24 protein-coding genes are annotated in these 23,985 nt (G+C 52.9%); 23 read left to right on the forward strand and 1 reads right to left on the reverse strand.

Annotated elements, in window-relative coordinates; genetic code table 11:
- Window positions 1-81 precede the first annotated feature (81 nt).
- A complete protein-coding gene (locus tag ACE419_RS05135) occupies window positions 82-1,218 on the forward strand; it encodes an amidohydrolase (protein WP_432646738.1) in 1,137 nt (378 codons plus the stop codon).
- 46 nt (window positions 1,219-1,264) lie between these two features.
- On the forward strand, window positions 1,265-2,095 hold the full coding sequence (locus tag ACE419_RS05140) for an amidohydrolase family protein (protein WP_432646737.1): 831 nt from the start codon (window positions 1,265-1,267) through the stop codon (window positions 2,093-2,095).
- Window positions 2,096-2,169: 74 nt separating this feature from the next.
- Here the strand turns inward: ACE419_RS05140 and ACE419_RS05145 are convergent, their stop codons facing one another.
- Complete coding sequence (locus tag ACE419_RS05145; RefSeq protein WP_432646736.1) at window positions 2,170-3,453, reverse strand: MFS transporter; 1,284 nt, start codon at window positions 3,451-3,453, stop codon at window positions 2,170-2,172.
- Window positions 3,454-3,935: 482 nt separating this feature from the next.
- Between ACE419_RS05145 and ACE419_RS05150 the strand changes: the two genes are divergently transcribed.
- The 21 genes from ACE419_RS05150 (at window position 3,936) to cbiT (ending at window position 23,984) form a co-directional block, all read left to right on the forward strand.
- The gene (locus ACE419_RS05150) at window positions 3,936-4,871 is read left to right on the forward strand and encodes a LysR family transcriptional regulator (protein ID WP_432646735.1); all 936 of its coding nucleotides are present in this window, start codon (window positions 3,936-3,938) and stop codon (window positions 4,869-4,871) included.
- A gap of 73 nt (window positions 4,872-4,944) precedes the next feature.
- Window positions 4,945-6,207: a peptidase T gene (gene pepT / locus ACE419_RS05155; protein ID WP_503128869.1), complete on the forward strand. Its 1,263-nt coding sequence runs from the start codon at window positions 4,945-4,947 to the stop codon at window positions 6,205-6,207.
- 98 nt (window positions 6,208-6,305) lie between these two features.
- Window positions 6,306-6,773 (forward strand): peptide deformylase, encoded by a 468-nt coding sequence (def, locus tag ACE419_RS05160; protein WP_432646733.1) that lies wholly within the window; start codon window positions 6,306-6,308, stop codon window positions 6,771-6,773.
- Entirely contained in the window at window positions 6,770-7,708 is a 939-nt protein-coding gene (fmt, locus tag ACE419_RS05165; protein ID WP_432646732.1) for a methionyl-tRNA formyltransferase, read from the forward strand. Before def ends, fmt begins: the two co-directional genes overlap by 4 nt.
- 3 nt (window positions 7,709-7,711) lie before the next feature.
- Window positions 7,712-8,551 carry a DUF116 domain-containing protein gene (locus ACE419_RS05170; RefSeq protein WP_432646731.1) on the forward strand — a complete coding sequence of 280 codons (840 nt, stop codon included), beginning with the start codon at window positions 7,712-7,714 and terminating at the stop codon, window positions 8,549-8,551.
- An 11-nt stretch (window positions 8,552-8,562) separates the two neighbouring features.
- A complete protein-coding gene (rsmB, locus tag ACE419_RS05175; RefSeq protein ID WP_435721263.1) occupies window positions 8,563-9,903 on the forward strand; it encodes a 16S rRNA (cytosine(967)-C(5))-methyltransferase RsmB in 1,341 nt (446 codons plus the stop codon).
- A gap of 5 nt (window positions 9,904-9,908) precedes the next feature.
- Window positions 9,909-10,970 (forward strand): dual-specificity RNA methyltransferase RlmN, encoded by a 1,062-nt coding sequence (gene rlmN / locus ACE419_RS05180; protein ID WP_435721264.1) that lies wholly within the window; start codon window positions 9,909-9,911, stop codon window positions 10,968-10,970.
- 54 nt (window positions 10,971-11,024) lie between these two features.
- Window positions 11,025-11,792: an FhaA domain-containing protein gene (locus tag ACE419_RS05185; RefSeq protein WP_432646728.1), complete on the forward strand. Its 768-nt coding sequence runs from the start codon at window positions 11,025-11,027 to the stop codon at window positions 11,790-11,792.
- Complete coding sequence (locus ACE419_RS05190) at window positions 11,793-12,245, forward strand: FHA domain-containing protein (protein WP_435721265.1); 453 nt, start codon at window positions 11,793-11,795, stop codon at window positions 12,243-12,245.
- A gap of 5 nt (window positions 12,246-12,250) precedes the next feature.
- The gene (locus ACE419_RS05195) at window positions 12,251-12,955 is read left to right on the forward strand and encodes a Stp1/IreP family PP2C-type Ser/Thr phosphatase (RefSeq protein WP_432646726.1); all 705 of its coding nucleotides are present in this window, start codon (window positions 12,251-12,253) and stop codon (window positions 12,953-12,955) included.
- Window positions 12,952-14,220 carry an FtsW/RodA/SpoVE family cell cycle protein gene (locus tag ACE419_RS05200; RefSeq protein ID WP_432646725.1) on the forward strand — a complete coding sequence of 423 codons (1,269 nt, stop codon included), beginning with the start codon at window positions 12,952-12,954 and terminating at the stop codon, window positions 14,218-14,220. The genes ACE419_RS05195 and ACE419_RS05200 overlap by 4 nt, the downstream gene beginning before the upstream one ends.
- Window positions 14,213-15,607 (forward strand): peptidoglycan D,D-transpeptidase FtsI family protein, encoded by a 1,395-nt coding sequence (locus ACE419_RS05205; RefSeq protein ID WP_435721266.1) that lies wholly within the window; start codon window positions 14,213-14,215, stop codon window positions 15,605-15,607. Before ACE419_RS05200 ends, ACE419_RS05205 begins: the two co-directional genes overlap by 8 nt.
- A 38-nt stretch (window positions 15,608-15,645) precedes the next feature.
- Window positions 15,646-17,424 carry a Stk1 family PASTA domain-containing Ser/Thr kinase gene (pknB, locus tag ACE419_RS05210; RefSeq protein WP_432646723.1) on the forward strand — a complete coding sequence of 593 codons (1,779 nt, stop codon included), beginning with the start codon at window positions 15,646-15,648 and terminating at the stop codon, window positions 17,422-17,424.
- Window positions 17,425-17,475: 51 nt separating this feature from the next.
- The gene (rsgA, locus tag ACE419_RS05215; RefSeq protein WP_432646722.1) at window positions 17,476-18,372 is read left to right on the forward strand and encodes a ribosome small subunit-dependent GTPase A; all 897 of its coding nucleotides are present in this window, start codon (window positions 17,476-17,478) and stop codon (window positions 18,370-18,372) included.
- The gene (rpe, locus tag ACE419_RS05220; protein ID WP_432646721.1) at window positions 18,369-19,013 is read left to right on the forward strand and encodes a ribulose-phosphate 3-epimerase; all 645 of its coding nucleotides are present in this window, start codon (window positions 18,369-18,371) and stop codon (window positions 19,011-19,013) included. The genes rsgA and rpe overlap by 4 nt, the downstream gene beginning before the upstream one ends.
- Window positions 19,014-19,099: 86 nt before the next feature.
- A complete protein-coding gene (gene queC, locus ACE419_RS05225; RefSeq protein WP_432646720.1) occupies window positions 19,100-19,783 on the forward strand; it encodes a 7-cyano-7-deazaguanine synthase QueC in 684 nt (227 codons plus the stop codon).
- Window positions 19,783-20,568, forward strand: coding sequence for a GTP cyclohydrolase FolE2 (folE2, locus tag ACE419_RS05230; protein WP_432646719.1), 786 nt, complete (start codon window positions 19,783-19,785; stop codon window positions 20,566-20,568). The genes queC and folE2 overlap by 1 nt, the downstream gene beginning before the upstream one ends.
- A 38-nt stretch (window positions 20,569-20,606) precedes the next feature.
- Window positions 20,607-21,593, forward strand: a complete 987-nt coding sequence (locus ACE419_RS05235) for a lysylphosphatidylglycerol synthase transmembrane domain-containing protein (protein WP_432646718.1) — start codon at window positions 20,607-20,609, stop codon at window positions 21,591-21,593.
- A 12-nt stretch (window positions 21,594-21,605) separates the two neighbouring features.
- Window positions 21,606-22,712, forward strand: a complete 1,107-nt coding sequence (gene cbiD / locus ACE419_RS05240; protein ID WP_432646717.1) for a cobalt-precorrin-5B (C(1))-methyltransferase CbiD — start codon at window positions 21,606-21,608, stop codon at window positions 22,710-22,712.
- Window positions 22,713-22,731: 19 nt separating this feature from the next.
- Window positions 22,732-23,391 (forward strand): precorrin-6y C5,15-methyltransferase (decarboxylating) subunit CbiE, encoded by a 660-nt coding sequence (gene cbiE, locus ACE419_RS05245; protein WP_432646716.1) that lies wholly within the window; start codon window positions 22,732-22,734, stop codon window positions 23,389-23,391.
- A gap of 14 nt (window positions 23,392-23,405) precedes the next feature.
- A complete protein-coding gene (gene cbiT / locus ACE419_RS05250; RefSeq protein ID WP_432646715.1) occupies window positions 23,406-23,984 on the forward strand; it encodes a precorrin-6Y C5,15-methyltransferase (decarboxylating) subunit CbiT in 579 nt (192 codons plus the stop codon).
- Window position 23,985: the final 1 nt, after the last annotated feature.

The raw sequence follows: 23,985 nt of genomic DNA on the forward strand, positions 1-23,985 counted from the left end.
CTATATTACAATGTCTTTAAAACATATTAATAAACTATGCTAAATATTGCAATTGGATATACAGATAAGAGAGGGATAAACATGAACGAACAGGACATCTTTCATAAAATAACCGAAGAGTTTTATTGGTTTCACCGTCATCCGGAACTTTCTTATGAAGAAGTGGAAACGACAAAACGGCTGCGGTCTGATTTGCAGGAAGCTGGCATCAAGGTGCTTGATTTGCCTTTGAAGACAGGGCTTGTGGCCGAAGTCGGCACGGGCAAAGCTCCTTTTATTGCGCTGCGCTGCGATATCGACGGCCTGCCGATTCACGAAGAATCCGGCCTTGCTTACGCTTCGGAACATGAGGGCCGCATGCACGCCTGCGGCCATGATTTTCACATCAGCACCGTTCTGGGGGCGGCTTATCTCCTGAAAGCACGGGAAAAAGAGCTGGCAGGCACGGTCTATCTTTTATTTCAGCCGGCCGAAGAAGCGCCGGGCGGGGCAAAGAAAGTTATGGAAACGGGCGTCCTGAAGGACGTGCAGGCTATTTTTGGCCTGCATACTTCGCCGATTTATGATGTCGGCACACTTGGCATTCGCGAAGGGGCAGTGACTGCTTCTGTTGACAAATTCACGGTCACATTCCATGGCAAGGGCACGCATGCAGCGCATCCGGAACGCGGCGTCGATCCCATCGTCATGGCGGCCAGTTTTGTCACGGCGGCGCAGAGCATTGTCTCGCGCAACATCGATCCGGCACATCCGGCACTCGTCTCCATCACTCATATCGAAAGCGGCAATACGTGGAATGTCATCCCGGAGTCCTCGTGGCTCGAAGGCACGGTGCGCTGCCTGACTGCCGCTGACCGCAAGCTCATTAAAGAGCGCATCTACGGACTTGCCGAAGGGCAGGCTGCTTCGTTTGGCGGCCATGCCGAACTTACGTGGTATGCGGGCCCGCCGGCTACGAATAATACGCCTTCGTGGACGGAATTTGCCAAAGAAGAGGCGGAGAAAGAAGGACTTAAGGTAGAGCCGGCTCCTGTCAATCTGGCCGGTGAGGATTTTGCCTATTATCAGGAAGAAATTCCCGGTGCCTTCGTTCTCGTCGGTACGGGCAAGTCACCTGCCAACCACAATCCAAAATTCCATGTAGACCCAGCGGCACTTGCACCTGCTGCCAAATACATGACGAGACTGGCGCAGGAGGCGTTTACGCGTCTTTCATGACGATAGGATCAATAATATGAGTCAATAATATGAGGTGAACATAACGATGAAAATCATTGATGCACATCTGCACTTTGCCTCAGATGCTTATTTTGAGGAAATCGCGAGGGCTGCAGGCCATGAAAACAGTGCAGAGCATCTCTTGGAACAGTATAAAATGCGTGGACTGGTGCACGGCGTTGTCATGGGCAATCTGCCCGTGGAGGAGACAAAGCCGGAATATCCGCCTTTCCTGTCATACTGCATCGGCCTTGACAGTCAGGTCTTCGACATGGCCAAGCTGCCGCAGAAGCTTCATTATATAGAAGAACATCTCAAGCGGCCAAACTGTGTTGGCATCAAGCTGTATCCAGGCTATGCTTCGTTCTATCTCTACGATGACCGCCTGGCTCCTGTCTACGAACTGGCCGTGCGCTATCATAAGCCTGTGGCCGTACATACGGGGCTGACCGCTACGGATCACGCGCTTTTAAAATACAGCCATCCATTGGTTATGGATGAAGCCGCGACGAAATTCCGTGAGGTTCAGTTTGTCATGTGCCACTTTGGCGAACCGTGGTTCACGGATGCAGCGGCTGTCATCGAAAAGAACCCTAACGTCACGGCTGACCTTTCCGGCCTGCTCGAAGGCAAGATCCCGGATTTTGAGGTGTTCCTTCAGAAAAAGCATTTCTATATTGAACGGCTCAAGGGCTGGCTGGAGTATCTCGACTGCTATGACCGCTTTATGTTCGGCACGGACTGGCCGCTCGCGAATCTCGGTGATTACATCGATTTTACGAAGGAGATCATTCCGGAAGAACATTGGCAGCAGGTATTTTATGAAAATGCCAAACGTATTTATCATCTTGCCGATGATGATATGCTGGTCAAATAATTTAGAGGCAATAAAAAGGCGTCCCAGAAAAATTTCTGGGACGCTGTTTTATAGTAGAGTGCAGGGTTATTGATTTAGTGGGCAGCAGCCAGGCGTTTTTCGTAGAAGCGCTGACGGCGTTCTGCAACAATCGTCTTGGCTTCGCTGTCGCGGTCCATCTGATGGCGCGTGAAGCGATGATGACGGCCGAGCAGATAGTAGTAGAGGAAGATACCGCTGATGGAGATGGCGCCGGCTGCGAGATAAACGAAGGAGAAGCCGAAAGCCGGTACAAAGCTGCCAAGCGTGTATGGGCCAACGCCGATGCCGAAGTCAAGCAGTACAAAGTACGTGCTCGTAGCCACGCCAACCTGATGCATCGGGGCGCAGTGTACGGCGAGGGCATGGCAGGAAGCCGTGATTGTGCCGTAACCGAAGCCGAGGAACAGGGCGCCGACGAGCATGGCGATATCGCCCGTAGCCGTGGCGATGATGCCCATGGCTGCGGCCATGCACAGGAGTGCCGGATAAATGACGACGTTGCCGCCGAAGTGGTCCAAGAGATAGCCCGTCAGAGGACGGCTGATGAAGGACGTAGCAGCAAAGCAGAGGAAGAAGCCCGTAGCACCGATGCCCGTGACGCCGATGCTGGCGGTATAGGCGCCGAGGAAACTCAGGACCGTGGAGTAGCAGACGCCGCCCATCAGGGCAATAAAGGAGATGGCCAGAGCCTTGAGGGAGAAGAAACGGTCAAAGGAAACTTTGTGCAGGTCGGCTTTTTCTTCCGGCAGGATTGTGCGTTCCGGAGCCTTGATGCCAAATGACAGCGCAAAGATGACAAAAGTGGCAACAGAGCAGATTTCAATGGCCAGATTGAATTCATGGGATGCTGTGAGGTTCATGGCGATGAACGGGCCAACAGCCGAAGCCATCGTGACACCAAGTGTGAAGTAGCCGATGCCCGTGCCCATGCGTTTAAGCGGTACGAGAGCAGCGACGACCGTGCTGGCAGCCGTTGACGTCGTGCCGAAGGCAAGGCCGTGCAGGAAGCGGACGAGCATGAAAATCTCGAGCGTCGGTGCGAGCTCATAGCAGAGCACGAGCAGGAAGAACATCAGCGTACCGGCGAGGAACATCTTGCGGCGCCCAACAAAATCAATGAAGCGGCCGGCCGGGATGCGGGCAAACAGCGCACCGACGATGAAAAGGCCAGAAGCAAGGCCTGCCATGCTGATGGAAGCGTTCCAAGTATAGATGGCATAGGCCGTAGACCAGAGCATCAGGAGAAAATGAACGCAGTAAACAAGGAAGTTGACGCCGATGTCAAAAATATAATCGCGGGTCCAAAGGCGCTGTGGGGCAGCAGTGGTATCTGCCATAGAAGAAGACTCCTTTCCAAATACAACACGCTTTTTATGATGACGGGGATGATGAATCGCCGTGCAGTGGGCGACAGTCAGCATACGATGTGCATCGCTTGTCGACATGCCCGTCTCTGCACAAAACTCTTCAACATAATCCGAAGGGATTCTGGATTTCATATACATGTTTCACCTGCTTATCTAATATATCATCAAAAAATCTTATGGATGAAATCTGAAACTTAGTATAGTCATCTTTTTTATGTGCGTCTAATGTATTATTTTCACAAATAAAGTGCATTTTGTACATATTAAGAGCGCAAATAGTCAATTATTGCAGAAAATGCATGGATTATGTTTTGTATACATGAATACAATGCAAAATAATCATGAAAAGTTAGCAGGAAAACGTTGTCAGTTTATTATACTGTGCATATAATAGACTATAACCAAAAGTAATTATGCATATCGTGCAGGATATATAAGAAGTGAGGTATAGAATGGAATTAACGCAGCTCAAATATTTTCAGGCCATGGCGCGCTGCCATCATTTTACGCAGGCGGCAGAGGAAATGGCCATTTCCCAGTCGGCTCTGAGCCGTTCGATACAGAAACTTGAGCAGGAACTCGGCATCACCTTATTCGAACGCCATGGACGTACATCAGAACTCACGGAAGCCGGGCAGAAATTTCTGTTCCATGTGGACCGCGTCATCCGTGAACTGGCATTAGCCGAACAGGAAATCCAGATCGATAATGGCGGTGAAGGTGTCGTGCATCTGTCTTTCCTTCATTCTTTGGGGGATACATTCCTGCCGCTTATCCTGCGCCAGTTTCATGCGCGCTATCCTCATATCGATGTAAAATTGAATCAGCAGAATTCTTCCATGCTGTCTGAGCAGCTGGCGAATGGAGAGACGGACATCTGTCTCTGCTCGACGATGAATGAGCCGGATACGGCCTGGATGTATCTCTGGTCCGAGGAAATGTTCCTCGTCGTGCCGGAAGATCATCCTTTGGCACAAAAATCGCGTGTCAGTCTGCGCGAAGTGGAAGACGAGCCTTTCGTGGCCTTGAAGCCCGAGTATACACTGCGTCAGCAGGTCAATCAGTTCCTGGATCTCGCGGAGAGCCATCCGCAGATTGTCTTTGAAGGCGATGAAGTTCATACGCTCGTATCGTTCGTAGCAGCACACCTTGGTGTCAGTGTTCTGCCGCATGTTCCCTGCACAGAGCATCTCGGCGTAGTTTTCGTGCCCATTTCGTTCCCGCTCTGCAAAAGAGCCGTTGGCATTGCCTGGAACACATCGCGCCCGCTTTCTCCGGCCGCGATGACCTTTCAGCAGTTCACGATTCACCATTTTGTGCACGATGGTGCGGTGCCGATGAATCAGGTGCAGAAAAAAGCAGCAGCTCTTGGGAAAAAACAGAGCTGAAGACAATGCCTTGTTCCGCTTCCTGTTTATTGGTATAATAATAAGATGATTAATAGAGTACGAGGTGACCGTAATGACAATGGAAATTGATTTGGAAACGCTGATCAGGCGCTTTCGCGATTACATTTCATTCAATACGCAGTCTGATGAAGAAAATGAACAGGAGTGCCCGTCAACACCAGGTCAGATGGTGCTGGCCAAACATCTGGCAGCAGAGCTTGCGGAGCTCGGGCTTGAGGATGTGACGCTTGATGAGCATGGTTATATCATGGCCACGCTGCCGGCCAATGGCATTTCCCCGCAGGAAGCTCCTGTTGTCGGCTTTATTTCCCATATGGATACAAGCCCTGATGCAGCGGGCGGTCCTATCCATGAACAAATTATCCACGCCTATGCGGGCGGCGATATTGTGCTGAATCCGGAAAAGGATATTGTATTCTCGGTGGCGGATTATCCGGATATTGAGAAATACAAGGGCCAGGATATCATGATGACGGATGGCACGACTCTTCTTGGCGCAGACGATAAGGCCGGCATCACGGCCATTGTCAGTGCGGCAGAGTATCTTTTAAAGCATCCGGAAATCCAGCATGGCAAAATCCGTCTGGGCTTTACGCCGGATGAAGAGACGGGGCGCAGTGCGGACCGCTTCGATGTGAAGAAATTTGCTGCCGACTTTGCTTATACCGTAGATGGCGGCGAACTTGGCGGCCTTGAATATGAAAACTTCAATGCAGCCAATCCGACAATCGTGTTTCATGGGCGCAGTTCACACACCGGCGATGCTAAGGGCAAGATGAAAAATGCCGTGACCATGGCTGCCGAATGGCAGCAGATGCTGCCGGCCGGCGAAAAACCGGAATATACAGAGGGGCATGAGGGGTTCTTCCATGTCCATACCATCAAGGGCGGCGTGGAAGAAGTCACGATGGGCATGCTTGTGCGCGATCATGATAAGGCAAAATTTGCCAAGCGCAAGGCACTGCTTGATGATATGGCTGCTTTCTTCAATAAAAAATACGGAGAAGGCTCCGTGGAAGTACAGCATCACGATGTCTACTATAATATGTTAGAGAAAATCGAGGAGGGCAATCTCTATATTGTCGACCTTGCGCGCGATGCTATGGAAGAAGCAGGCGTAGAGCCCCATGTTGAGCCGATTCGAGGCGGCACGGATGGTGCACGCCTTTCCTTCATGGGACTGCCGTGTCCGAATCTTTTCACGGGCGGTGCTAATTTCCATGGCCGCTTTGAGTACTTGCCCCTGCAGTCTTTGCAGAAAGCGGTGGAAACTGTCCTTCATATCATGGTCAAAGCGGGCAGTCTGAAAAAATAAGTGTAATGAGATGAATGCGACGCGTCAGGCAAACTGGCGCGTCACTACTATTTCGATAAATTTTGTTGGAATCTTATCAGGATAAGGAGATTTTCTATATGGCAATACTGGAAATAAAAAAGGCTGGTGCGCCTGTCCTCAAAGAGGTCTGTGCACCTGTTGAACATATTGATAAAGAACTGCGCAAACTGCTCGACGACATGGCTGTTACGATGTACGAGGCCGATGGCGTCGGCCTTGCGGCACCGCAGGTCGGACGTCCAATCCGTGTGGTTGTCATTGACTGCCAGGATGATCATGGCCTGTTGGAGCTCATCAATCCGGTCATCACGTTCCGTGAGGGCAAGGCAACCGACACCGAGGGCTGCCTCTCGGTGCCGGGTATTTACGGTGAAGTGGAACGTGCGGCCAAGGTCAAGGTGGAATTCCTCAATCGCCGCGGCAAGAAGCAGCATCTGACAGCGACGGGCCTTTTGGCACGCTGCATCCAGCATGAACTCGACCATCTTGAAGGCCAGCTGTTCATCGATATTGCTGAGAGTCTGCACAGGGGGAATCAGAGTTGAAGAAATTTCGAGTCATTTTCATGGGAACGCCGGAATTCGCTGTGCCATGCCTGGCTGCTCTCTACGAACATTGTGAAGTCATTGGCGTTGTAACGCAGCCGGATAAGCCGAGAGGGCGAGGGCAGAAACTGGTCCCGTCCCCTGTAAAAGCCTGGGCAGCAGCACACGATCTGCCTGTCTGGCAGCCAAAGAAAATCAAGGATGAAGAATTTACGTCTTTCTTAGAAGCACAAAAGCCAGAGCTCATGGTCGTTGTGGCCTTTGGCCAGATTCTCTCGCAGCGCATTCTCGATATCCCGACATATGGCTGCATCAACGTGCACGGGTCTCTTTTGCCGCGCTACCGCGGTGCTGCGCCGATGCAGTGGTGTGTCATCAACGGGGAGAAAAAGACGGGCATCACGACGATGTTCATGGATGCCGGACTCGACACGGGCGATATGCTGCTCAAAGAAGAATTTCCGATTGGAGAGGATACGACGCTTGAGGATGTGCATGACGGCCTGATGAAGCTGGGGGCAAAAGTACTCATGGATACGCTGGAGAAGCTTTCGGACGGAACGCTGCAGCGCATTCCCCAGACGGGAGAATCAAATTATGCGCCCATGCTCGACAAGGAGACGGGACATATTCATTGGCAGGATTCTGCGCAGCACATTCATAATCTCGTGCGCGGTCTTGATTCCTGGCCGGGGGCCTATACGTTCCTCGCTGGGAAAAAGTATAAAATCTGGCGTACGAAGCAAACGGATGAAAAGACAGAAGCGGCTCCGGGGACTATCCTGACAGCCGATAAGAAGAAGGGACTGTTTGCAGCGACTGGAGATGGCGTATTGGAGATTACCGAACTGCAGGCTCCGGGAAAGAAGCGCATGAAAGCATGTGATTATTTGAATGGTCATGCGATAGCCCTGCCAGCAGTCTTTGAGGAATAAAAAATGGCGAATTCTAAGAAGAATTACACCATGCCGGGCAGACCAAAAAAAAGGCTGTTCATTGGCATGTTATCCCTGACGGCCCTTATCATGGCGGGCATCTTTTACCTGATTTGGTATATCGGCGTCCCAGGGCTGGCTTCCATCCAGCCTCTGCTGCCATGGATTGTAGGTCTTGTCTTCGCCGTGATAATCCTCGGTGCATTTTTGGGGATTGTCAATATGGCATTAGCCGTAGCGGGGCTGCCGTATCTGCCTTTTTTGCAGAGGCAGACATATGAGCTCATCAACCTGCTGTTCCCTGTTACGGTGCGCCTTGGCAAGCTGTTTGGCATACGCCGGCGCAGGCTCGAAGGCTCGTTTATTGCTGTGAGCAATCTGCTTTTCAATCGCATGGGCATCCGCGTGCCGGCTGACCGCCTGCTCGTTGTGACGCCGCACTGCCTGCAGCTTGCGTCGTGTCCGCACAAGATTACGCGCGACCCTGAGAACTGTAAGCGCTGCGGCGGCTGCGATATCGGAGCCCTTGTGACGCTTTCCCATGAGATGGGCTTTCATTTCTTTGTGGCGACAGGCGGCACTTTAGCGCGTCAGATTGTCTATAAAACAAAGCCCAAGGCAGTACTCGCCATTGCCTGTGAACGGGACCTTATGAGCGGAATTCAGGATGTTTATCCTCTGCCGGCGGTCGGCGTCCTGAATATCAGGCCCAACGGTCCGTGCTACAACACACATGTGGACATCGATGAAGTACGGGCTCAACTTGAAAAAATTATTATCCCGGTACCAAAGAAGGACAGCGGGAATGAACAAAGTGATGAGAAAACAGATGCAGAGAAATAAGGGAGGGGCTTATGGATAAAGCGCGCGAGACAGCAGTCCGCATCTTATATGAAGTACATGAAAATGGTGCCTATGCCAATGTGGCCCTTGCCAAGGCGCTGCGTCAGGAAAATCTTAGTGAGCAGGACCGCCGCTTTGTCACGGAGCTGGTTTATGGTGCCGTGAAGGCGGGGGATACTTTGGACTGGATTTTGCGCCGTTATGTCAATCGGCCTGTCCGCAAGATACAGCCGCTTGTGCGGGAAATTTTACATTTGGGGCTGTATCAGCTCTTTTATCTCGATAAGGTGCCGGCTTCGGCTGCCTGCAATACCGCAGTAGACCTCGCCAAAGGCATGGGCATGAAGGGGCTGTCCGGTTTTGTCAATGCTGTCCTGCGCACAGCCGTGCGTGAGCCGCAGAAGGCGGCATTTCCAAGCGGCAAGGGACATGCGACAGAGGGGCTGGCTCTGCGCAGTCAGCATCCGGAGTGGCTTGTGCGCCATTGGGTGAAGACGTTTGGCTTTGAAGCCGCAGAAAAGCTCTGTGATTTTGATAATGAACAGCCCGTCTTATCTGTGCGCACGAACACTCTGAAAACGGACAGAGAATCCCTGCTCCGTGAACTCAAGGCATGCGGGGCAGAGGCGGAGGCTTCTCTTTGGGCACCGGAAGGTATCCTTGTTCACAGTCATGGCTCACTGGATACCTTGAAGCCCTTGCAGGAAGGGCGCTGTCAGGTGCAGGATGAGAGTTCGATGCTCGTGGCACATGTCGTCGGGCCGCAGCCTGGCGAATTTGTCATTGACTGCTGTGCAGCACCGGGGGGCAAGACGACGCATCTGGCTGCGCTCATGCAGGATAAGGGCCGAATTCTCGCCGGTGATATTTATGACCACAAACTCCTGCGCATTGAGGAAAATGCCAATCGGCTGGGCATTCACATCATTGAGACCGAGAAAATCGATGCGAGAGAAATTGGTGAGGCGTATGAGGGCATGGCTGACCGCGTTCTTGTCGATGCACCGTGTTCCGGCCTTGGCGTCCTGCGGCGCAAGCCGGATGCCCGTTGGCGCAGGACACAGGAGGAGATTGAGAAACTGCCTTTTTTGCAGCTGGCCATTTTAGAGAGTGCGGCAGCTGCCGTAAAGAAGGGCGGCGTGCTCGTTTACAGTACCTGCACGATTGAACTTGCCGAGAATCAGGGCGTAGTCAGCCGCTTTTTAGAGCAGCATCCGGAATTCCAGCTTGAGACGACGGGAAATTTCCTGCCGCTGCCGACAAAGCATCGGGAAGCAAAGATGGTTCAGCTGCTGCCCAATATAGACGGCACAGATGGCTTTTTCATCTGCCGCATGCAAAGGAAAGGATAAACGCATTGGAACCGTTACAGGATAAACAGGATATTTTTGGTCTGACGCTGGAAAAACTGCAGGAGACCCTGCGTCCCTTTGCTGCACCGGCTTACCGCGCCAAGCAGATTGCAGAATGGCTGTATAAGCGCGGTGCCGTATCGTTTGCTGATATGACAAATCTGCCGAAGAAGCTGCGCTTGGAACTGACGGACGCTCTCTGCATAGGACGCCCAAAGACCAAAGACCGGCTTGATTCAGCTGATGGCCATACCACAAAATTTTTATTGGAATTTGCCGATGGCACGGCTGTGGAGACGGTGCTCATGCGCCAGCCCTATGGCAACAGCATCTGCGTCTCGACGCAGGCCGGCTGCAATATGGGCTGTGCTTTTTGTGCATCGACTCTTCACGGCATGGCGCGCAATCTGACAGCAGGTGAAATTCTGGCCCAGGCTATAACAATCAACGATATGCTGCGGACGGAAGAACATGGTGAGAAAGTCGATACCGTTGTCATCATGGGGTCAGGGGAACCTTTGATGAATTACGATAACGTGCTGGGTTTCATTCGCTTGCTCCATGAAGATTATGTGCTGGGGCTCAGCTACCGCAATATCACGCTTTCAACCTCGGGTATTGTGCCGCAGATGCATAAACTGGCAGAAGAGGGAATCCCCATTTCCTTATCCGTTTCCCTGCACGCGCCGAATCAGGAGCTTCGCAGTGAACTCATGCCGATTAACCGCAAATATCCTTTAAAAGACGTTATCGAGGCTGCCCGCCATTATGCAGAAGTGACAAAACGGCGGGTAACATATGAATATATTTTGATTGACCAGGTCAATGACGGTGAGGAGCAGGCAAGAGAGCTCGTGGCGCTTCTGCATGGGCAGCTGGCCAGTGTGAATCTCATCCCCATCAATCCGGTGGCGGAGCGTCATCTGTTGCGCCCTTCCGCTGCACGCATTGAATGGTTTGCAAAATATCTGACGGCACACCATCTGAATGTTACGGTACGCCGTGAGATGGGGACAGATATTCAGGCTGCCTGTGGCCAGCTGCGCAATAAACACCTGGCAGATTGACCATTTTCCTATAAATTCACAGTCATTTCTGTTATAATGTACGAATAGTGGCTAGTGAACTCGATTAAGGAAACGGAGGCGGATGCCATGGGCCTTGGCACCTGGGAATCCTATCTGGCCAATCACATTGAGGGATTCTTCAATAAGAAATTCAGCAGCAATCTGGAAGTCGTTGAACTCATGAATGGTGTGGAGCGTGAAGTAACGCGCCAATCTTCAGGGAAGAAACGGCATGATGTCGATACCGTTTTTGTTTTTTCATTGAATCCGGAGGATTATCACCGGCTTTGTGCACGGCGTATCATTGAAGATTTGCGCACGACGGCTGCCCGTCAGATCATTTTGCAGGACTGCGCTGCAGAAGGTGTTATTCTTGTGCGCATGGAGCAAAATGCCAAACTGAGCCGCGGTGTTTATAAGCTGCAGTGCAGGTCATCTGAGGATGTGGAAAATTTGTCAGCCAATACGCTGGTCCTGCAAAAAAGACCTTCTCTTGACAGGCAGACTCCTTTAAATCTGCCAGCCTTTCATCCCATGGCTTCTCTGACGGTCGTGGAAGGGCCGGACCTCGATGCTTATCTTGAAATCGGAGAAAAGCAGGTCTACATCGGGCGGCGTGACAAGAATGAATTTATTTTGACCGATACAAATGCTTCGCGCCTTCATGCGTGGATTTCTTACGAACACCACCGTCATGAACTTTATGATGCGCAGAGCACAAATGGTACATTTGTCAATGGGCGGCGCATAGATTCGTGCCGTCTCCGGCATGGTGATAAAATCCGGATCGGTATGACGGTCCTGCAGTACGAGGTGATATAAGTGGCGGTGACAGCCGTTTTTCTCAAGGGCATCCGCGTTTTGCTCGAATATGGCATGCTTTTATGGCTGCTCTGGTTTACAGTAACGCTCAGCAGGCGTCTTTTCGGTGCGGTCCGCAAGCAGGATAAAGCGATCCGCAAACCGGAGACTAAGCCGGCAGAAGCGGTTATATCCGTTTTGGAAGCGCCGGAAAAAGAGCTTATGGGCAAACGTTTTGCCTTTGGCGAACAGCTCATGCTGGGCCGCGGGAGCGATAATCATATTGTGATTCCCGAAGGCTATGTGTCCCATCATCATGCGCAGATTTATCGTCATGGCAATCAATACGTCATCGAAGATCTCGGCAGCATCAACCACACTTATGTAAATGGTCAAATCCTGGAGGGCAGGGCGTACCTGCGTCCTGGTGACAAGATCCGCATTGGCCTTGTCACCCTTCGGTTCGAGAGGTGAGAATTTTGAGTAAGGTTTATGAAGCGACGGATGTCGGCTGTGTGAGACCGACGAATGAAGACAGTGCAGCTGTCTTTGCTCCGGAGGTCTATGTTGTAGCAGATGGCATGGGCGGCCATGCTGCTGGTGAAGTCGCCAGTCACATCCTTGTCAAATCGGTACAGTCCGATTTGGCTGGCAGGAATGACATTGGCGAAGAAGAGCTGCGCTCGGCCATCCGTCATGCCAATCATGAGATCCTCGCGGCTGTGGCGGAAAATCCCAATTGCCAGGGCATGGGCACGACAGCTACGCTGCTGCATATCGGCGCTGGACAGGCTTTCTGGGCACATGTCGGGGACAGCCGGCTTTACTTGCTGCGTGAGGCACGCCTTGCACAGATTACGCGTGATCATTCTTATGTGGAGGACCTCGTCGAGCACGGTGAGATTACAGAGGCAGAAGCGCGCAATCATCCGCAGAAGAATATGCTGACGCGGGCCGTGGGCGTTGAGGAAAATCTTGAAGTCGACAGCGGCTGTTTCCAAGTGGCAGAGGGAGACATCCTGCTTTTGGCAACAGATGGTCTTATGAACATGGTTTCAGAGGACAAAATGATTTCTATTCTGGAACAGGAGCAGGAAAACCCGGCCAGGGCCCTTGTCGATGCAGCTCTGGAGTCGGGAGGACGCGATAATGTTACGGCTGTAGTGGTGGTGTATGCATCATGAAGAACTGGAGCCTGCTGCTGGCACCTTTTGGCATCCTGCTTTCCGGGTTGGGTGTCCTGTACATTAAGACGCACCCGCAGATGGGGACAGTCAATCCCGCCATGCTGCTGGGGATTTCCTATCTGCCCTGGCTGGCAGCGGTAATGGTGCTCGCTGTCATCATGCAGGGGATTTTGATTCATCGCCACATGGATACGTATTTATTTCCTCTGATCATGCTGCTGGCGAGCGTGGGCATCGTGGAGATTGCAAGACTCAAGCCGGCTCTGCTTGTACCGCAGCTGCGCTGGCTGCTCATCGCGATGGTCCTGATGTTTCTGGTAATACGTTTCTGGAATCGTGTGGGCAGGCTGGTCGATTATCCTTATATTACGGGAATTCTCTGTGTCGTGGTGCTGTTTCTGCCGATTCTTTTTGGCACAGAAATCGGCGGCAGCCGGAATTGGCTCGTACTCGGGCCTTTTTCCGTGCAGCCGTCGGAGTTTGGCAAAATTCTCATTGTCCTGTTTTTGGCAGCGTATCTTTCTGACCATCGCAAGGTGCTGGCTCTGCCGAAGCGCCGCCTGCTGTTCCTGCAGCTCCCGCCTTTGCGCTTCATTGCGCCGCTCATCTGTATTTGGAGCATCGCGGTGCTGATGTTTGTCGTGGAGAAGGATTTGGGTTCGGCACTGTTGTTTTTTGGCATTGCTGTGCTCATGACTTATATGGCTACTGGCAGCCGCTCTTATGTATTTTTAGCGCTGCTGTTCATGGGAGCAGCAGCTGTCATCTGTTACTTTTGTTTTGCTCATGTGCGCGTGCGTTTTGATATCTGGCTTGACCCTTGGCAGGATCCGAATGGCATGGCCTATCAGGTCGTGCAGTCCCTGTTTGCCTTTGGGACAGGCGGCATCTGGGGCACAGGTTTCGGGTACGGCCATCCCGGCTTTATCCCAGAGGTTCATACGGATTTCATCTTTGCAGCCATTGCGGAGGAGATGGGGCTCATCGCTTCGCTTATGCTCATGGCCTGCTACGTCATGGCCTTTTGGCGCGGCATTTGTATCTCTTTGGCCTGTGCGCAGGAAAAGGAGATGCTGCTGGCTGCCGGCTGCAGTTCACTGCTCCTCATGCAGGCCTTTATCATCATTGCCGGTGTGACCAAATTTCTGCCGCTGACGGGCATTACCCTGCCGTTTATCAGTTACGGCGGCAGTTCGATGGTGTCGGGCTTTATCCTGCTCGGCATGCTTCTGTCCCTTTCAAAGGAGAAGAGAAATGTCTGACTGGAAAATGAAACGACAGGTGCTCCGCGCGGCCTCTTTCCTGATGGTCCTGTTTGGACTTCTTGCCGTCTATGTCATCTATCTTTCCACATGGGAGGCAGATGACCTGGCGAAGAATCCGCTGAATATGAGAATGGCTGCGGCACGTGCTGATATCGTGAGAGGCTCCATTCTGGCCGCTGACGGGCAGGTTCTTGCTGAGACGAAAAAAGATGGTACGCGCGTGTATCCGTTTGGCGCGGAGATGGCAGCTGTCACAGGCTATAATGGGGAAAACATCGGCAGTGCCGGCATTGAGGGACATGCGAATCAGGCGCTGCTGGGCCTGACCGCGGATATGAGCCGGTTGGGCCCGCTGACCCAGCTGCTGCAGTCAGACCGGGGCAATGATGTCAAGCTGACAATTGAGCCGAAGGCACAGGAAGCGGCTGTAAAGGGCCTCGGAAAACGCCGCGGAGCAGTCGTCGTGCTCGATGCGCGGACCGGAGCCGTACTGGCGATGGCCAGCACACCTTCCTATGATCCTAATAATATAGAAGCCAATTGGAAATCTCTGTCGAGCCAGGAAGACAGCCCCCTGATCAACCGTACGGTACAGGGACTTTACCCACCGGGCTCGACCATTAAGCCCATGATTGCAGATGCGGCTTTAACGGATGGCGTGACCAATCAAAAAGAAATTTTCAATTGCGATGGTGTACTCGACGTCGGTGGCGGTCATACGATTCGGGAAAGTCATGGGGAAGTTCATGGCCGCGTAGACCTCAGGCAGGCTGTTACAGAATCCTGCAACATTACGTTTGGCACCTTGGGCATGCGTATGGGGGACGATAAGCTGCAAAAGGCGTTCAGCCGTTTTGGCTTCGACCGGGAAATCGGCGATGAGATTCTCATGACGAAATCACATTTCCCTGATTTTGGCAAATTGTCCGCAGGAGACCAGGCTCAGACGGCTATTGGCCAGAGCTCACTTCTGGTCACACCCATGCACATGGCGCTTTTGGCAGATGCTTTTGCCAATGGCGGCAAAGTCATGAAGCCCTACTTAGTACAGCAGGTCATCACACCTGGTGGAACGGTGGTGCACGAAGCGCAGCCAGCAAAATGGCTGACTGCGACGACGCCGGAGATGGCGGCAGTCATTGACAGCCTCATGGAAGATGTCGTGACAAAGGGCACTGGTACCGCTGCCAAGGTCAATGGTATCCGGGTGACGGGCAAGACCGGCACGGCAGAGAATGCTGCGGGCAAAGACCACGCGTGGTTCATTGGCTCGGCAGAGCTCTCAAAACGCAAGATTGTCTTTGCCATCATTGTGGAAAATGGCGGCGGCGGCGGTACAGAAGCTGCTCCGATTGCGAAAAATATCATTGAGAGTTTGATGTGATTGATTGGAATGGATAGTAGATAGTAGGGGGAACAGATATGATGCATCGTATCTTAGATCAGCGCTATGAATTGGAAGAGCTGATTGGCGGGGGCGGCATGGCCGATGTCTACAAGGCAAAGGACCGTCTGCTCAATCGGCCGGTGGCCGTCAAAATCCTGCATGAGCAGTTCAAGCAGGATAAAGAATTTATCGATAAGTTCCAGCGTGAAGCGCAGGCCGCAGCACGTCTTTCACATCCAAACATCGTCAATATTTATGATGTCGGTGTAGCAGATGGCGACCATTATATCGTCATGGAATATGTTCCAGGACGTACGCTTAAGGACCGCATTCGCCAGGAAGGCCATCTTTCCGTCAGCGAAGCTTTGCGCGTGGCACGTGAAATTGCAGAGGCTCTTGCGCATGCACATGCCAATAACCTCGTGCACTGCGATATCAAGCCGCACAACATCCTCATGATGGCAGACGGCCATGCCAAAGTTGCTGATTTTGGCATCGCAAGAGCCGTTACAGAGTCCACTATGACTTATAGCGGCAATGTCGTTGGCTCTGTTCATTATTTTTCGCCTGAGCAGGCAAAGGGCACTTTGATTACACCGAAGTCCGATGTTTATTCCCTGGGCGTTGTCCTTTATGAGATGCTCACGGGCAAACTGCCTTTTACGGGCGATAATCCTGTGAGCATCGCTGTCAAGCATCTGCAGGAAGAGCCTGTGCCGGTGCGCCAGCTCGATCCGTCGATTCCGCCTGTGGTAGAGGCGATTGTCTCAAAAGCCATGAGCAAGGACCCGGAGATGCGTCCGACGAGTGCCGAACTTGTGGAGGATATCCGTCAGGCAGAACGCATGCTGATGACGGGCAGCGCGGCTCCTGCCAATACCATGGGACCGCAGGACCCGGATGCGACGCAGGTCCTGCCGCGCGTTCAGCCGCATCAGCCCATTCCGCCGCGCCATCCTGTGCAGGAGAATGATTATGAAGATGGGGAACCAAAGAAGGAAAAATCCATCTTCAAGTCGAAAAAGTTTATAATAGGACTGCTGGTCGTTCTTTTTGCCGGCTTTTTTGTCGGGGCTTTCATGAGCTATGGCAAATTCTGGAGTACAGCAGAGGTCACGGTACCGGATGTCACGGGCAAGCAGATGACGCTGGCGCGTCAGATTCTCGAAGATAAGAAGCTGCGTGTCAACGTGGCTGAAACGTACAATGCTGATGTGCCGGCCGGACAAGTCGTTTCACAAAATCCGACGGCGGGCTCTAAAGTCAAGGAACAGCGCCTGGTTACAATCTATGTCAGCAAGGGCGGCGAAGAAATCGAGATGCCGGACCTTACGGGCATGTCAAAGGGAGATGCTGAGGCTCAGCTCAAAAAGATGGGCTTGAAACTGGGATCTGTCTATGAAAAATACTCCAATGAGGAAGCCGGCACAGTCATTCAGCAGGATCCAAAGGCTGGCACGAAAATCAGCCGCGGCCAGACCGTAGATATTACGGTAAGCAAGGGCAAGCAGAGTCATAAAGTCAGCGTGCCGGATGTGACGGGAAGTTCCCTGCAGGCCGCAAAAGCCACCCTGCAGAGCCGCGGACTTAAGGTCGGCAGTGTCTCGAAGCAGGAAAGCCGTCAGTCTGCCGGTACGGTCATCAGCCAGTCGCCGGCCAGCGGTGAAGTAGAAGAAGGAACCACCGTCAACCTGGTCATCGCAGAGCCGGCTAAGCAGCAGGTGCAGAAGCCGGATGCCAAGGAACCGGATAAGAATGCCGGCACGGCAGCAAAAACTCCATCGAAACAGACGGATACCAGTAAAGAGCGGTAAAGATTTGTATCACGCTGAGCTATGAGCGTGGTGGTAAAAACAGGAGGGGAAATGGTAGAAGGCCGCCTTATCAAGGCATACAACAGTTTTTTCTATGTCATGACAGCAAATGGGCTCATCAGCTGCAAGCTGCGGGGCAAATTCAAAAAATCGCGCCGCAGTACGGGCGTCGTGCCCGGAGACCGTGTAGCGATAGAGATACTGCCGGAGGGAACGGGGGTTATTGAAGAGATTCTGCCGCGTGAAAATCTTCTGCGGCGTCCCGCTGTTGCCAACCTTACTCAGGTGGTGCTGACTTTTGCCGCTGCACAGCCGGACCTTCATCCGCTGCTGCTGAACCGCTTTCTCGTGCTGGCCGAGTGGTCCGGCATTCCCCAAATCCTGATTTGTATCAACAAGATGGATTTGCAGGAGGGCCCATGGGAAACGTTCCTGTCGTCCTACGAGAAAATCGGTTATCCGGTTCTCCGTGTTTCGGCACGGACCGGTGAGGGGATTGCAGCGCTGCGGGAGCATTTGCGCGGCGAGATTTCTGTTTTTGCCGGTCCTTCAGGCGTCGGCAAGTCCTCCCTGCTCAATCAGGTGGATCCGTCTTTATCGCTTACGACGGGACATGTCAGCGAAAAAATTAAGCGCGGCCGCCATACAACGCGTGTGGCGGAGCTGCTTCCATATGCAGATGGCTATATCGTGGATACGCCGGGGTTCAGTGCAATGGAAATGACCGAGCTCGATGTAACGGAGCTGCCCTCGTACTTCCCCGAGTTCCGGCCGTATGCCGGTCAGTGCCGCTTTTTACCCTGCAGCCACAGCCATGAACCGGACTGCGCCGTCAAGCAGGCCGTAGAAGAAGGAAAAATAGATCGGGAACGCTACGATGCGTACCTGCAGATTCTCGAAGAAATCAAAGAAGCGCAAATGCTTGCCAGAAAGAAGGAATATAAATGATTAAGATTGCACCGTCCATCCTGTCCGCAGATTTTGCCCATTTGGCCGATGAGCTTAAGCGTGTTACGGACGCAGGCGCGGATTATATCCATATCGATGTCATGGATGGCACTTTTGTGCCGAATATCACCTTGGGCTCTCCTGTTGTCAAGAGTCTGCGCAAGACATCGGATGCCGTCTTTGATGTGCATCTCATGGTCGAGCATCCGGAAACGCAGATTGAGACCTTTGCTGAGGCTGGTGCGGATATCATCACCTTTCATGTGGAAGCGGCTAAACACAGCCACCGCATCGTACAGCAGATTAAGGCTGCCGGCTGTAAGGCAGGCATTGCCGTGAATCCGGGCACGAGCCTGGCTATGATTGAGGAACTCCTGCAGGACCTCGACATGGTTCTCATCATGACGGTCAATCCGGGCTATGGCGGACAGAAGTTCATCGCATCGCAGCTCGATAAGATTCATATGCTGCGCCATACGATTCAGGATATGGGCTTTGAATGCGATATTGAAGTCGATGGCGGCATTAACAAGGAGACGAGCAAACTCGTCCGTCAGGCCGGTGCCAATGTCCTCGTAGCAGGGTCCGCTGTTTACGGCGCATCGGATATCGCAGCTGCCATTCAGGCAATCCGCGGCTGAATGAGACCGCGGCCCGTCATGTGAGATTTATCAGGAAAATGAAATGCCGGAGACGATGGTCTCCGGTTTTTGAGGAGTAAGAAATCATGGAAAAAGCAGTCGTATTACTTTCAGGCGGTCTTGACAGCTGCACGTGCATGGCCGTGGCTAAGAGCAAAGGTTATGAAGTTTACCCAATCAGCTTCAACTATCATCAGCGCCACAGCATTGAACTCGAAGGAGCAAAAAAAATTGCTCAGTTTTATGGTGTCAAGAAGCATCTGATTATCGAGACGAATATGGAAGCCATCGGCGGTTCGGCACTGACGGATGAGAAGATTGAGGTGCCGGAAGGCGATGTCAACCGCACAACCGTGCCGCCGACATACGTGCCGGCGCGCAATTTGATTTTCCTTTCGTATGCCATGGGCTATGCGGAAGTCCTCGGTGCCACGCACGTTTATATCGGCGTCAACTCGGTCGATTATTCGGGCTATCCGGACTGCCGCCCGGAATTCATCCAGAAATTCCAGGCTCTTGCCGACTACGCGACGACGGCAACGGCTGTAAAAGGCCAGAAAATCACGATTGAGACGCCGCTGCAGGACCTTTCGAAGAAAGATATCGTGCTTTTAGGCACGAAACTCGGCGCACCATTCCAGTTTACGCACAGCTGCTATAAGGGCGGCGAGAAGGCCTGCGGCGTCTGCGACAGCTGCAAGCTGCGCCTGCGCGGTTTTGCTGAGGCCGGTGTTGAAGACCCGATTGCCTATGAGACGAGGGAACTTTGATGCAGGACGTACAGAATCAGACGGATGCGCGCGGCATTGCCATTCAGCGCGTCGGCATCAAGGATGCACATCTGCCGTTTCTCATCAAGACCAAGGATGGCGGCTTCCAACAGGTGCTGGCCCGCATCCTGTTCACGGTGGCTCTGCCCATGGAGTACAAGGGCACGCATATGAGCCGCTTTTTGGAAATTCTCATGCCATGGAGCCAGAAACCTCTGGCAGAGCCTGAGATGGAGGCCATGCTGGATGAGGCTTTGACGCGTCTTGATGCGCAGTCGGCAGAGGTAGAGCTTTCTTTTAAATACTTTATTGAGAAAAAAGCGCCGGCCAGCGGCCGCCGTTCGGTGCTGGATCTCGACTGCTGCTTCAAGGGCACAAAGAAGCGCGGTCAGAACATGGTTTTCGAACTCGGCGTTGATGTGCCGTTCACTTCGCTCTGTCCCTGCAGCAAAGAGATTTCTGCTTATGGTGCGCATAATCAGCGCTCTGTCTGCCGCACGAAAGTACGCTTTCATGAGGGCACGGAATGCATTTTCATCGAGGACCTGGCTGCCCTGATTGAACAGCAGGGATCTTCGCCTATCTATCCGCTGCTCAAACGCGAAGATGAAAAATATGTAACAGAAGCAGCCTATGATAATCCGAAATTCGTAGAGGATATTCTGCGCGATACGGTGCTTGCCCTGCGCGGCCTTCCTGGCATTGCCTGGTTCTCGATTGAATGCGAGAACTATGAGTCCATTCATAATCACAATGCGTTTGCAGCTCATGAGGAAACCGTCTGACAGACGCAAAAAACGAAGACAGGTGGAATGGAGTTTTCATGAATAAGTTTTACAAGCGATTTATCATATTGATTACCCTGGTCCTGGTGATTTCAGGAACCGTTATTTATACAACGGTGGATATCAATACGCTTAAAAATCTGACACAGTTCAAGACATGGTCAGTCGCTTTGGCTCTTTTTGCCGTGTCACTTGGTTTATTTTTTGACGGCAGCCGTCTCATGCATCTGGTCAAGATATCGGATGAAAAAATAACGCTTTATCAGGCCGTACAGGTCATATTTGGCAACTATTTCTTAGCACTCCTGACACCGGGAGCGACGGGCGGCGCTGTAGCGCAGCTCATGTTCCTTCGTCATGCCGGCGTGCCGACGGGCAAGGCGGCTGTGCTCGTCATTGTGCGTACTCTTCTTTCAATTTTGTTTCTCGTCCTCTGCATGCCGTTCATTTTTATGCATGACTCGGGCATCGTGCCGGGCATCTCGAATGATACGCTGATGGGCATTACGATTGCGGCTTTTGTGGGCATTATCGTCATCGTCGTGGGAGCAAGACGGGGTTATCTCGATTATCTCGTCATCCGCATTGCGAAGCATACGAAAAAAGAGCGCCGCTGCAAGATCATCGCTTTTTACCGCGATACGAAAAGCGCCATTGCCCTGCTGGCAGCCTCGCCGAAGTCCATGCTGCTCGTCTTTGTGGAGTCCGGCCTGAATCTGCTCTGCATTTATGCCATCGTGCCATGCCTTCTTTTGGGGCTGGGCGTCACGCATGCAGACTGGTACAGTGTCATGGGGCGCATGATTTTCCTCAACATGCTGCTCTACTTCACGCCGACACCGGGCGGTTCGGGCGTGGCGGAAGGCGGTTTTGTCCTGCTGTTCAGTGATACAGTTCCTGCCGGTACGGTCGGCATTGTCGCGGTCTGCTGGCGTCTCATTGCGGAGTACATTCCGTTCCTCATCGGCCTTTACTATACCTTGACGGTCTTTGGACGCGATTTCCTCAACCGTCAGCTGCGCTGAGGAGGTATAGGGATGCGAAATGGCTATACGACAGGTGCCTGTGCGGCGGCCGGCCTCAAGGCAGCGCTGCTTTTTGAGGCGGGGCGGCCTTGGCAGGAAGTCAAGATTACGGCCCTTGACGGCACGCTGCTGACGATTCCCGTAAAGGCGGTCAGCCGTCAGAATGGTGGTATTTGTGCAGAAGTCGTAAAATTTTCGGGAGATGACCCCGATATCACAAATGGCGTTTCTGTTTTCACGACCGTAAAGCATCAGGATGGAGTAGGAGAGATGGTGTTTCGTGCCGGCAGGGGCATTGGCGTGGTTACGAAGCCGGGGCTTTCCGTGCCCGTCGGCGAGCCATCCATCAATCCGGGGCCGCGCGAGCTTATGCGCAGGACTGCGAAGGAGCTCCTTGGCATAAGCGATGGCCTTGTCGTGACCATTTCCATTCCGGATGGTGTGGAGCTCGCGGAGAAAACACTGAATCCCGTGCTTGGTGTAAAAGGCGGAATTTCCGTTATCGGTACGACGGGGGTATTGCGGCCTATGTCGGAAGAAGGCTTTAAGAACTCTCTCGTGCCGCAGATGGATGTGGCCAAGGCTGCAGGTTTTCAGGAACTCATTTTTGTGCCGGGTAAAATTGGTGAGAACCTCGCGAAAAAATGGGGCCTGCCGTCAGGAGCTGTGGTGCAGACAAGCAATTTCATCGGCTTTATGCTGGAAAAAGCGGCAGAGCGGGAAATCCCCGCTGTTCTGCTTTTTGGGCATATCGGCAAACTGGTCAAGGTGGCAGCCGGTATTTTCTACACACATAACCGAATTGCCGACGCGCGGCTGGAGACAATTGCTGCTTATGCGGCGGCCGAAGGGCTTTCGCAGGAGGGAGTCAGAGAGATTCTGCAGAGCAATACCACGGAAGATGCGCTGACTGTACTGCAGAAGGCTCACCTTGAACAATCTGTATGCCGATGTTTAGCGGAGCGCGCCGGCCTGCGCGCGGAGCGCTATCTTTTCGGCAGGATGAAAGTCGGCGTGGTCATGGTGACCCTGCAGGGCAGGCTGCTCGGTCTCAATGAGACAGCCCGCAGGATTGGGCAGCATTACCACTGGCATTTGCCGCAGGATGCGCGGAATTGAGGAGAACAGGAGCAGACAAATGCATGAGATCATTGTGGCGGGCATAGGACCCGGGAATCCTGCGTATCTGCTGCCGGCTGCGGCTGAGGCCATTGCTGGTGCCAAGGTATTGGTGGGGGGCAGGCGTGCCTTGGCGCAGTATGCCCAAAATCCGGCTGCAGGCCAGAAAACTATGGCCGTCACGCGCGATATCGAGGCAGTCATGGGTTTTATCCGCGGGGAATGGCAGCGAAGCGATGTGGTCGTGATGGTTTCGGGAGACCCGGGATATTATTCCCTGCTCGATGCCCTGCGTCGTCATTTTCCTGCAGGATGCCTGCGCGTCATTCCGGGATTATCTGCCATGCAGCTTGCTTTTGCGCGGCTGGCTCTGCCCTGGCATGAGGCGCGTCTCCTGTCTTTTCATGGGCGCGTACCGAAAGAACAGGATTTAACGTATGAGCCGGGCTGTCTGGCCGGTATGCTGACAGACCGGAAATACACATCGAAGACGATACCGGCTGTGCTCATGGCGCATGGCTGGCCAAAAAAGACGCGCCTTTTCATCTGTGCGCGCCTTTCTTATGCGGATGAATCCATTGTGGAAACGACCCTTGGCGGGGCTGCGGCCCTGCCGGAAGTCGCAAACGGCATCCTCATTGTGATGGACGAAAAAGCAGAAAACGCTGAGCAGGGCTGACGAGGAGGAATATCATGCAGCTGGGCATTGAAGATGAAGCATTTATCCGCGGCAAAGTGCCGATGACCAAACAGGAAATCCGCATCCTGACGCTGGCAAAAGCCCGCATCGAGCCCCATGATATCATCTATGATATCGGGGCTGGGACAGGCTCTCTTTCGATTGAAGCGGCACGTCTGGCGCCGGAGGGCCATGTTTATGCACTGGAACGCAAAAAAGAGGCGGCCGTCCTGATTGAGGCCAATCGCCGTCATTTTGCTGTGCATAATCTCAGCATCATGGAGACAGAAGCACCGGAGGGCATGGAGGCCCTGCCGGATGCGGATGTCATCCTGATTGGCGGCAGCGGCGGCAAATTGGGCGCGGTGCTTGACTCCGTGTCTGTCAAACTGCGGCCGGGGGGACGTTTGGTGTTTAACTGCATTACGGTGCAGACTCTGTCAGAGTCCCTTGCGTACCTTCATGAGCACGAAGACCTTTACCGCTATGAAGCTGTTTCCGTGCAGGTAAACCGCCTGCGCCGCGTCGGTCCCTATGACATGGCACAGGCTCAGAATCTTATCTATATCATTACGTGCACAAAGGAGGCGTAGC

This window comes from Mitsuokella apri (genome assembly GCF_047974105.1).
Taxonomy (GTDB): Bacteria; Bacillota; Negativicutes; order Selenomonadales; family Selenomonadaceae; genus Mitsuokella.